Below are 9830 nucleotides of genomic sequence, written 5' to 3'. Positions count from 1 at the left end.
CGCCGCTACGCGCGGCAGGTGAGCGGACGGCCGCCGTTGAGGGCGACCATGTCGTTCAGGGCGGCGATCAGGTCGATCGGCGCGCCGGGCGCCCGCCCGTCCAGCTCGGCGTAGGCGCGGTGCAGGTTGCCCACGAGGCGCTCGGGGTCGGTCAGCTCCGCGTACGGGCCGAGGTCGGCCTCGCGGGCGGCCTCCAGCGGCGACAGCCCGGCCGGCCGGGCCTCGGCCGCCGTCGCCTGGACGAACCGCGCGTAGCCGAGCACCCGGTCGATGAGCTCGGGACCGGCGACGGGGCCGTGCCCGGGGACGATCGTCTCCGCGCCCAGCGGCGCGACGACCTCCTCCAGGACCTTGATCGCGCCCGCGACGGAGCCCTGCATCAGGAACGGGGTGCCGCCGTTGAACAGCAGGTCGCCGCAGAAGAGCACCCGCCGCTCCGGGATCCACACGATGGAGTCGTTGGTGGTGTGCGCGGGCGTCCCGACGTGCCGGACCTCGCAGCGCAGGTCGTCCACCCACAGGGTCACGCCGTCGGTGTAGGTGAGGAACGGCGGCTCGATCTCGACGTCGCCCCAGTCGACCTTCGTCCAGAACGGCTCGTCGAACGGCATGCCCCAGCTGAGCGCGCCCTCCCGCGTGCCCTCGTGGCCGACGACGGTCGCGCCGGAGAACAGGTAGTTGCCGAAGGTGTGGTCGCCGTGGTGGTGGGTGTTGACGAGCGTCCGGACGGGACGGTCCGTGACGGACCGGATCGACGCCAGGTACGCGCGGGTGCGGCGCTCGGTGGAACAGGAGTCGACGCTCGTCACCCCACGCGCGCCCGTGAGGAAGCCGGTGTTGTTGATCCACCAGGTGCCGTCGGGCTGGATGTAGGCGAAGATCCCGTCGGAGACCTCCTGCAGCCGCGGGCTTCCCGGTCCCTCGCGGTCGGGTGCGTCGCTCATGAGTGTGGAAGTGTAACCGGCACGGGAGTGCGACCGCCCGCCCGCGGCGGCGCGGTCAGTACTCCGCCAGGCTCGTCAGCAGGTGCGGGCGCGGGGAGACCTCGCGGGCGGACGGCTCCCGCGACCCGGCGGACCGCAGCACCTCCCCGGCGCCGAGCACGGCCGCGTCGCCGGTGTCGTCCCCGACCCGCGCGCTCAGCCCCGTCCGGTCCTGGACCAGCCGCTCCAGGCCGGGCAGCCGGGCGCAGCCGCCGGTGAGCGTGATGCCGACGCCGAGCAGGTCGCCGGAGATCTCGGGCGAGCAGCCGGAGAGGCCGGCGCCGATCGCGTCCACGATCCGCGCCACCGGTCCGGAGATCGCGCGGGCGACGTCCACGGTGGTGAGGACGACGCCGCGCGGCATGCCCGTCGCGACGTCGCGCCCGTGCACGACGGTCTGCCGCACCGGGCGGCGGCCGAGCGGCGGCACCGCGCCGACCTCCAGCTTGGCCGCCTCCGCCCCCGCCAGCGACAGCGCGATGCCGTGCTCCTGCCGGACGAGCGCGGCGATGGCGCGGTCCAGCGCCGACCCGCCGACGTGCGCGGTGTGCGAGGTGACCAGGCCGCCGAACGCGATGACGCCCACGTCGGTGACGTCCGCGCCGATGTCGGCGATCACCGTGATGTCGGGCCGCCCGCAGGAGGTCATGCCCATCCCGATGGCGGCGGCGATCGGCGTCGGCACGAGCGTGAGGCGCCGCGCGCCCGCCTGGTAGGCGGAGAACTGCAGCGCCCGGTAGTGGACGGAGGTCAGCCCGCTCGGGACCGTGACGACCAGGCGCGGGCGCGCCGTGTAGTGGCGTCTGTGATGGCGGCGCACCAGGTGCCGCATCAGGTACTCGGCCTCGTCGGTCTCGGTCGGCGCGCCTTCGCGGATGGGCCGCACGAGCGTGACGTCGGGGTTGCGCCCGGCCATCTCCCGCGCGGGGACGCCGAGGGCGAGGATGCGTCCGGTGTCGCGGGAGCGCGCGAGCAGCGACGGTTCGCGGCAGACGACGCCGCGGCCCTCCACATGCATGCGCACGGTCGAGCTCCCCAGGTCGATAGCGGTGTCCCGGCCCGCGAAATCCCACATCGCGCCCCTCCCAATCGCCCCGTTCGTCGCAAGAGTCCAGATGATTCCCGTGGTGGTCGCGGCGATGCCCACGCCCGGGTAAGCGAATCGCAACGACCTGGCGATCCGGGATCCGAAATGTCGGGAACGCGGGGCGCGGTGCGGCGCTCGCCCGGGACACAATCCCGGGCGGGCGCCAAAAGATCATGTTGGGACGGTGCCGATCCGCGCGTCCCGCCGCGCCGCCCACCCCCGCCGGGCCCGGACGGCGCCCGCCGCGCGGCACGCCCCGTACAGCAGGAACGAGACCGTGGTGACGTACGGGCTGATGGGGATGCTGGACCCGATCGACAGCAGGATCCCGCCCAGCACCGACACCGTCGCCAGCGCCGCGCTCAGCAGCGGCGCCAGCACCGGCGACGCGGTGACCCGCACCGCCGCCGCGGCCGGCGTGCATAGCAGCGCGAGCACCAGCAGAGCGCCCACGACCTGCACGGACACGGCCACCGCCAGGCCGAGCACCAGCATGAAGGCCGGTGACAGCGCCCGCACCGGCACGCCCCGCGCCGCCGCCACCTCCGGGTCCAGGCTCGCGAACGCCAGCGGGCGCCACATGACCGCCAGGCACGCCAGCACCACCGCCGACGTCGCGAGCAGCCACGACAGCCGCGGCGTGTCGATCGCGACGATCTGCCCGGTGAGGATCCCGAACTTGTTGGCCGACCGGCCCTGGTAGAGCGACAGGAACAGCACGCCGAGCCCGAGCCCGAAGGGCATCAGCACGCCGATGGCCGACCCGCGGTCGCGCGCCTTCGCGCCGAGCACCCCGATCAGCCCGGCGGCCACCAGGGCCCCCGCGATCGAACCGCCCGCCACGCTCGCCCCGGCCAGCAGGGCGGCGGCCGCTCCGGCGAACGACAGCTCGCTGATGCCGTGCACGGCGAACGCGAGGTCGCGCATGACGACGAACGTCCCGGCGAACCCGCCGACCAGCCCGAGCACCGCCCCCGCGACGAGCGAGTTGCGCACCAGCCCGAGCAGCGCCCCGTAGTCGTGGAAGTTGAAGATCTCGTGCCACGCCTCCTGCCAGCTCATGCCGTCTCCCGGCGGGAAGTTCGCGCACCGTGGGCGGCGCCCATGTCGAGGATCCGGTCGGCGAACGGGAGGACCGGGTCGATCTCGTGCGTGACGAACACGACCGCGGTGCCGTGGTCGCGGCGGCGCCGGTCCACCAGTCCGGCGACGATGCTCTGGTGCTCGGCGTCCAGGGAGGCCAGCGGCTCGTCGCACAGGAGGACGCGCGGGCCGGTGGCCAGCGCCTGCGCGATGCGCACGCGCTGCAGTTCGCCGCCCGAGAGGAGTTCGAGCGGGACGTCGGCGAACGCGGCGGCTCCCACGTCGGCCAGGACGGCCTCGACCCGGCGGCGCGCGTCCCGGCGCGGTCGCCAGGGGCCCCAGCGATGGCCGTCGATGCCGAGCCGCACGAGGTCGCGGGCGCGCAGCGGGGTGTGCGGCGGGACGGCCCGGTGCTGCGGGACGTAGCCGACGATGTCGCTGCCCCGCCGGGGACGGCGCCCGTTCACCGTGACCGTTCCCGACGACAGCCGCTGGAGCCCGAGCAGCACCCTGAGCAGGCTGGTCTTCCCCGACCCGTTGGAGCCGGCGACGGCGAGGAACTCGCCGGGCCGCACGTCGAGGTCCAGCCCGCGCCACAGGGTCCGCTCGCCGTAGGACAGGGTCGCGCCGCGCAAGATGATCACGACAGCGCCTTCTGGAGCGCGGCGATGGTGCCGTCCATCCAGGCGACGTAGTCCCGGCCGGCCGGGAGGGTCTCGGTGACCGGCACCACCGGCACGCCCGCCTCGCCCGCCGCCTCGCGGACCCTGTCGGTCTGCGGGCCGCTCGTCTGCACGTTCGCGACGAGCGCCCGCACCTTCCGGCCGGAGAGCAGCGCCAGCGTGTCGCGCAGCGCCCGCGGCGGGACGTCGTCCCCCTCCTCGATCGCCTCGCCGAACTCCTCCGGCGTCCGGTCGACCAGTCCGGCCGCCTCCAGCAGGTAGCCCGGGACGGGCTCGGTGACCGCCACGCCGTCCCCCGCATGCGCGGCCCTGACCGCCGCCACCCTCCCCTCCAGCGCCTTCAGCCTCGCCTTGAAGGAGGCGGCGTTCGACGAGAACGTCCGCGCGTCCTCGGGGTCGGCCTCGGCGAGCGCGGCGGAGATCCGGTCGGCCAGCCGCGCGACGGAGGGCAGGTCGTACCAGACGTGCTCGTTCGGCTCCCCGCCCGCCGGGGCGGCCCTCCCGGAGATCTGGACGGCGTTGAGCACCCGGGCCTTCGACCCGGACCCCCTCAGCAGCGTGCCCATGAAGTCGTCGTAGCCGCCGCCGTTCTCGATGACCACCCCGGCCTCGGACAGCGCGAGCCTGGTGCGCGTGCCCGCCTCGAAGGAGTGCGGGTCCTGCGCGGGGTCGCTGATGAACGAGGTCACCTTCACCTTGTCACCGCCGATCTGCCGCGCGATGTCCCCGTACACGTTGGTCGAGGCCACGACCGAGACCGTCTCCGCGGCACCGGCGCCGGAGGACGAACCGCAGGCGGCGGCCCCGAGCGCCGAGACGGTGAGGGCGGCGCCCGCCCCGAGGACGCGGGCGCGCTGAGCAGACATCATGGAAGCTCCTGAAAATGAAAACGATTTTCAGTGGCAACTTAACATGAATCGTCCCCTTGGTCCCTTCCTCTTGCCGCTTCGGCAACGCCCCGCACGGAAAAGGCCGCCGTCCCGGTTCCGGGACGGCGGCCTTCGACGCGGTGGCTCTAACGCTTGCGGAGGACCCCGCCGTACTCGTAGATGCCGCGGTCCAGCCTGGAGGCGCCCTCGTACCGCTCCAGCTCGGGCGGGACGGGGGCGAGCGGCGGCTGCACGTCCAGCGGTCGCCAGTCGACCAGGTTGCACAGGCCCGGCTCGACGGGGTCGAAGTCCGACAGCAGCGCGTCGATCTCGGCGGGCGTCCGCGTCTGCCACGGGATGCCCGCCCCGGTGACCTGCGCGGTCATCTCGGCGCTGCGCACCGGGTCGTCGCACGCGACCTGGGAGAAGGTGAGGTGGCTGCCCGGCGCGGCCCGGTCCATGATCACGTTCAGGACGTGGCGGGGGTCGTCGGCGTCGGGCAGGTGGTGGCCGACCGACAGGAACAGGGTCGCGACCGGCTCGTCGAAGTCGATCAGCCGCTCGACCTCGGCGTCCTCCAGGATGGCGTCCTGGTCGCGCATGTCGCCCTGGATGACCGTGGTCGAGGAGTCGCCGGCCAGCAGCGCCCTGCCGTGCGCGAGGACGATCGGGTCGATGTCCACGTAGACGACGCGCGCGTCCGGCGCGAACTCGCGGGCGACCTGGTGCACGTTCGCGTCGGTCGGCAGGCCGCAGCCCATGTCGATGAACTGGCTGATCCCCGCCTCGGCGGCCAGGTACCGGACGGCGCGGTACAGGAACAGGCGGTTCTGCCGGGTGATGTCGAGCCCGGCGGGGTGGTGTTCGAGCTGCCCCCGGATGAACTGCCGGTCGACCTCGTAGTTGTCCTTGCCGCCGAGCAGCCAGCCGTAGGCGCGGGCGGACGTCGGGACGTCGTGGGGGATGTCCGCCAGGGACGGCCTGTCTTGATCGTTCACAGGGGGAACGCTACCCCGCCGCGGCCCGGGTCGGGGGCGTCTCGCCATCGCGGGCCGCGGCCGCGGATCACCAGGCGAACGCCTCCGGCGCGGGGCCCGGGCCGGGGAAGATCTCGTCCAGGGCGGTGAGGAACTCCTCCGGCAGGTCCAGCCCGGTGGCGCGGACGGCGGAGTCGAACTGCTCGCGGACGCGCGGGCCGACGATCGGGCCCGTCACGCCGGGGCGGGTCAGGAGCCAGGCGAGGCCGACGTCGCCCGGGTCCAGGCCGTGCTCGCCGCACAGGTCCTCGTAGGCCTGGACGCGTGCCCGCTCTGCCGGGTCGTTCAGCATCTCCGCGGCGCGGCCCGACCGGGACCGGGAGCCGTCCCCGTCGCGCTCCTTGCGCAGGACGCCGCCGAGCACCCCGCCGTGCAGCGGCGACCACGGGATCACGCCGAGCCCGTAGGCCCGCGCGGCCGGGAGGACCTCCATCTCGGCGCGCCGCTCGACCAGGTTGTACAGGCACTGCTCGCTGACCAGGCCGAGCGCGCCGCGCCGGGCGGCGGCCTCGTTGGCCTGCGCGATGCCCCAGCCGGGGAAGTTGGACGATCCGGCGTACAGCACCTTGCCCTGCTGGACGAGGACGTCGATCGCCTGCCAGATCTCCTCCCACGGCGTCGTCCGGTCGATGTGGTGGAACTGGTACAGGTCGATGTGGTCGGTGCCGAGCCGCCTCAGTGACGCCTCGGCGGCCTGGCGGATGTGCAGCGCGGACAGCCCGCCCTGGTTCGGCCAGGGCGCGTCCGGCGCGGCCATGTCGGCGTAGACCTTCGTCGCGAGGACGGTCTTCTCGCGGCGCCCGCCGCCCTGGGCGAACCAGGTGCCGAGGATCTCCTCGGTGCGGCCCTTGTTCGCGCCCCACCCGTAGGCGTTCGCGGTGTCGAAGAAGTTGATCCCTTCGTCGAGCGCCGCGTCCATGATCGCGTGGGCGTCGGGCTCCTCGGTGAACGGGCCGAAGTTCATCGTGCCGAGGACGAGGCGGCTGACCTTCAGGCCGGTACGGCCGAGCTGGGTGTACTCCATGGTGATCCAGCCAAGCACCTGAAGTGCCCTCCAGGTCAAGTGTGACGCGCCCCCCGGCGCCGTGCGCCGCGCGCACGGCACCGGGGCGGCGGAAAGGGGCTAGGGAGCGACGTACTTCGCCCACGGCTCGCTGCCGGGGCCGTTCCAGAAGGATCTCGGGTGCGCCACGGCTCTCGGCCGGGGCTCAGGCTTTGACTCGTTCGACGGTCTGTCGCTTCGCGGAGCCTGTGCCGCGGAATCGTCCGGCCTCGTGGAGTGGCCGCCGGGTGGCGCGGCCTTTTTCGCCGGGATGTGTCCGGGGGCGGTAATTGGGGGCTTATGGTATTTCTTGGGGGATTTGCTACTTCGTGGCGGAATCTGGGGGGTCCGCTCGCTATCAGGGGGCTGGTCGGCGCGCTTTTCCGTGCTCATCCGGTCGATCTTCTCGACGAGCTCCCGCACGGACGGCGACCACTCCCTGTAGGCGGGCGCGCCGGGCCGTACCGCACCCGCGAACTGTCTCTTGCGCGTCGCGCCGAACCTGTCGATGCGGACCCTGGCCCCCGCATGGGGCGCGTGCAGGAACCGGCCGTGCCCCACGTACATGCCGACATGGCTGCGGCCGTGGAAGAAGATGAGGTCCCCGGGCCGGAGATCCCCCATCTGCACCTTCCGGTCCACTTGGCGGTACTGGGCGTAGGTGACGCGGGGTATCGTGACGCCCGCCCTGCGCCACGCGGCCATCGCGAGACCGGAGCAGTCGTAGCCGCCCGGCCCGTCCGCGCCCCACCGGTAGGGCTTGCCGAGCTGCTTGCGGGCGAAGCGCAGCGCCTTCTTGGCGCGCTTGCGCTGGACGTTCTCCCGCGTCCGGTACTTGTCGTACGCCTGGACCTTCTCCAGGGTGGCCGCGTCGAGGTGCAGGCTCTTCAGCACCGTCGGGTTGAGCGCGGCGAAGGCCGTGGAACCCAGTGGGACCGTCAGCGCGAGCCCGGTCACCGTGGCCGTGACGGCCGTTCGGAGCATGCCCCGTTTTCGGTCGGCCGCCCGACCGCGGCCGGTATGGCCCGCGATCGCTCCGCTTGCGCCTTCGGTCTCCTGCGAGTGGCGTGCAGTGGGCATTCCTCTGCTCTCCGTTTCCGTTCGGATTTCGGCAGGTGATCATCATCCCGCCGAGGGATCGGGTACCCGTTGATCGGCACGGAATTTGTGAGAGCGGGCCGATTTTACGTGATCATGGTGGGAAATTGGAGACGGCCTTCAGTGTCTTTGATCATGCGGTCAGATGGGCCAGAGATTTCAGCGGAACGGCGAGCCAGGCCGGCCTGTTCTGCGCCTCGTAACGCACCTCGTAGACGGCCTTCTCGAATTCGAATGCGCGGATGAGCACCGAATGCGCGGCCGGATCCGGTCCGCCGCCCGCCGCGTAGCCGCGGCAGAACGCCGCGCGGTTGCGCGCCGCCCAGGCGTGCGCCCGGGTCTCCAGCCGCGGCCCCGACTCGCTCGGCACCGCGCCGGCCTTGGTGATGAGGAACCGCGCGGCGTACTCGAACGAGCGGAGCATCCCGGCGACGTCGCGCAGCGGGTGCGCGAGGGCCCGGCGCTCGCTCTGGGTCCGCGCCGGCTCGCCCTCGAAGTCCAGCACCGTCCACCCCGACTCGGTGCGCAGGACCTGGCCGAGGTGGTAGTCGCCGTGCACACGCTGGACGGGCAGCGGCTCGGCCCGCGCGGCCAGGTCCAGGAACGCCTCGGTGAGCGCCTTGGCGTGGGGCGCGAGGCCGGGCACCGCTCGGCAGGTGCCGGTCAGTTCGGCGTTCATCCGCGCGGCCATCGCGCGGACCTCTCCGGCCGGGACGACCGTCACGCCGAACGCGTCGGCGAGCGCCCGGTGCACCTCGGCGGTGGCCGCGCCGAGCCGTTCGGCCTCGGCGGCGAAGTCGCCGCCGGCGGCACTCGCGTCCAGTTCGGCCCACTCGTCGCCGCCGGGCGGCGGCGTGTGCGCGAACCAGTCGCGGACGCTGGCGATCGCGAGGCCCCACCCGTCCACGCCGGTGTGCAGGTAGTCCGACAGGAGGGCGAGCGTGACCGGCTCCCCGCCCCCGCCGGCCCGTGCCCCGTGCCCCGGGTCCAGCTCGATCCAGCCGAGGACGGCCGGGACGTGCGCGCAGCCCCGCCGGGAGAGGGCGAGGTTGACCTCCAGGTCGAGGTTGACGCCGGGGGACAGGCGGCGGAACAGCTTGCAGATGTACTCGTCGCCGAACAGTAACGAGGTGTTGCTCTGCTCGGCGGTCATGGGCAGGCTCGTCAGGTCCGTCCGGATGCGGGCGCCGTCGGCGTGGTGGAACCGCAGCGGGCCCGCGGACGCCCCGTTCGCCAGGGCGTCCAGCAGCACCCGGGTCAGGTCCGGGTCGTGCGCGGCGTCGTACAGTCGCGCCTTCGCGGACCGGTCGCCGCAGGGCCCGCCGATCTCGACGTGCCGGAGCCGGTCGGGCAGGTCGCGGCGGGCGCCGAGGAGGAGCTGGTAGTGGTCGGTGGTGTCGTCCTGGCGGACGTCGAGGATGAGGTGGTGCAGGGCGGGGTCGCCGGTTCTCAGTTCGGTGGCGGTGCCGATGGTGAGGTCGTGGATGGGGCCGTCCTTGCCGCCGAACCACCGCTGCCGGGGCAGCCACTCGATGAGGTCCCGGACGAGGTCCGGCTCTGGAGGAAGCACGGTCAGACGGCCCTTCCCGTGCGCATGCCCGGCCCTGCGGCGGCGCCCGCCCCCAGATCGCCGTCCTCAGGTGGAACCAGCTGGAACCAGTAGAAACCATGCCCGGGCAAGGTGAGCAGGTACGGGAGTTCGCCGATGGCCGGGAACTGGACGCCGCCCATGCACTCGACGGGGGAGTAGCCCTCGAAGCGCCGCAGGTCCAGCTCGACCGGCTGCGGGAACCGGGACAGGTTGCTGACGCACAGCACCGTGTCCATCTCGTCCCACGGGCTCTCCTCCTCGGTGATCTCGCGGGTGAAGGCGAGGACGGAGGGGTTGGAGGCGGAGAGTTCGACGTAGGAGCCGACGCCGAAGACGGGGTGGCGTTGGCGGATTTCG

General features: G+C 73.1%; 10 protein-coding genes. All 10 read right to left on the bottom strand.

The features are described 5' to 3' along the window. Positions 1–5: 5 nt before the first annotated feature. A complete protein-coding gene (locus AB0H37_RS13615) occupies positions 6–944 on the bottom strand; it encodes an MBL fold metallo-hydrolase (RefSeq protein ID WP_329088886.1) in 939 nt (312 codons plus the stop codon). A gap of 55 nt (positions 945–999) precedes the next feature. Beyond that, positions 1000–2058, bottom strand: coding sequence for a rod shape-determining protein (locus tag AB0H37_RS13610; RefSeq protein WP_360612732.1), 1059 nt, complete (start codon positions 2056–2058; stop codon positions 1000–1002). 183 nt (positions 2059–2241) lie between these two features. After that, positions 2242–3132: a metal ABC transporter permease gene (locus AB0H37_RS13605; RefSeq protein WP_360612730.1), complete on the bottom strand. Its 891-nt coding sequence runs from the start codon at positions 3130–3132 to the stop codon at positions 2242–2244. Continuing rightward, on the bottom strand, positions 3129–3797 hold the full coding sequence (locus tag AB0H37_RS13600) for an ATP-binding cassette domain-containing protein (RefSeq protein ID WP_360612728.1): 669 nt from the start codon (positions 3795–3797) through the stop codon (positions 3129–3131). The genes AB0H37_RS13605 and AB0H37_RS13600 overlap by 4 nt, the downstream gene beginning before the upstream one ends. Next, positions 3794–4705: a zinc ABC transporter substrate-binding protein gene (locus AB0H37_RS13595; RefSeq protein ID WP_360612726.1), complete on the bottom strand. Its 912-nt coding sequence runs from the start codon at positions 4703–4705 to the stop codon at positions 3794–3796. Before AB0H37_RS13595 ends, AB0H37_RS13600 begins: the two co-directional genes overlap by 4 nt. 146 nt (positions 4706–4851) lie before the next feature. Further along, positions 4852–5703: an SAM-dependent methyltransferase gene (locus tag AB0H37_RS13590; RefSeq protein ID WP_360612724.1), complete on the bottom strand. Its 852-nt coding sequence runs from the start codon at positions 5701–5703 to the stop codon at positions 4852–4854. 67 nt (positions 5704–5770) lie between these two features. Then, on the bottom strand, positions 5771–6766 hold the full coding sequence (locus AB0H37_RS13585) for an aldo/keto reductase (RefSeq protein WP_360612722.1): 996 nt from the start codon (positions 6764–6766) through the stop codon (positions 5771–5773). A gap of 99 nt (positions 6767–6865) precedes the next feature. After that, positions 6866–7768, bottom strand: a complete 903-nt coding sequence (locus tag AB0H37_RS13580) for an NlpC/P60 family protein (RefSeq protein ID WP_360612721.1) — start codon at positions 7766–7768, stop codon at positions 6866–6868. A 247-nt stretch (positions 7769–8015) separates the two neighbouring features. Beyond that, positions 8016–9452, bottom strand: coding sequence for a phosphotransferase (locus AB0H37_RS13575; protein ID WP_360612719.1), 1437 nt, complete (start codon positions 9450–9452; stop codon positions 8016–8018). Between the two features lie 2 nt (positions 9453–9454). Next, a partial coding sequence (locus AB0H37_RS13570) for an alpha-glucosidase C-terminal domain-containing protein (RefSeq protein WP_360612717.1) occupies positions 9455–9830 on the bottom strand: 376 nt, incomplete at its 5' end.

The organism is Actinomadura sp. NPDC023710 (assembly GCF_040639875.1).
GTDB lineage: Bacteria > Actinomycetota > Actinomycetes > Streptosporangiales > Streptosporangiaceae > Spirillospora > Spirillospora citrea.
Note: the sequence above shows the minus strand (reverse complement) of the source record. Positions and strands in the feature narration are given on the sequence as shown.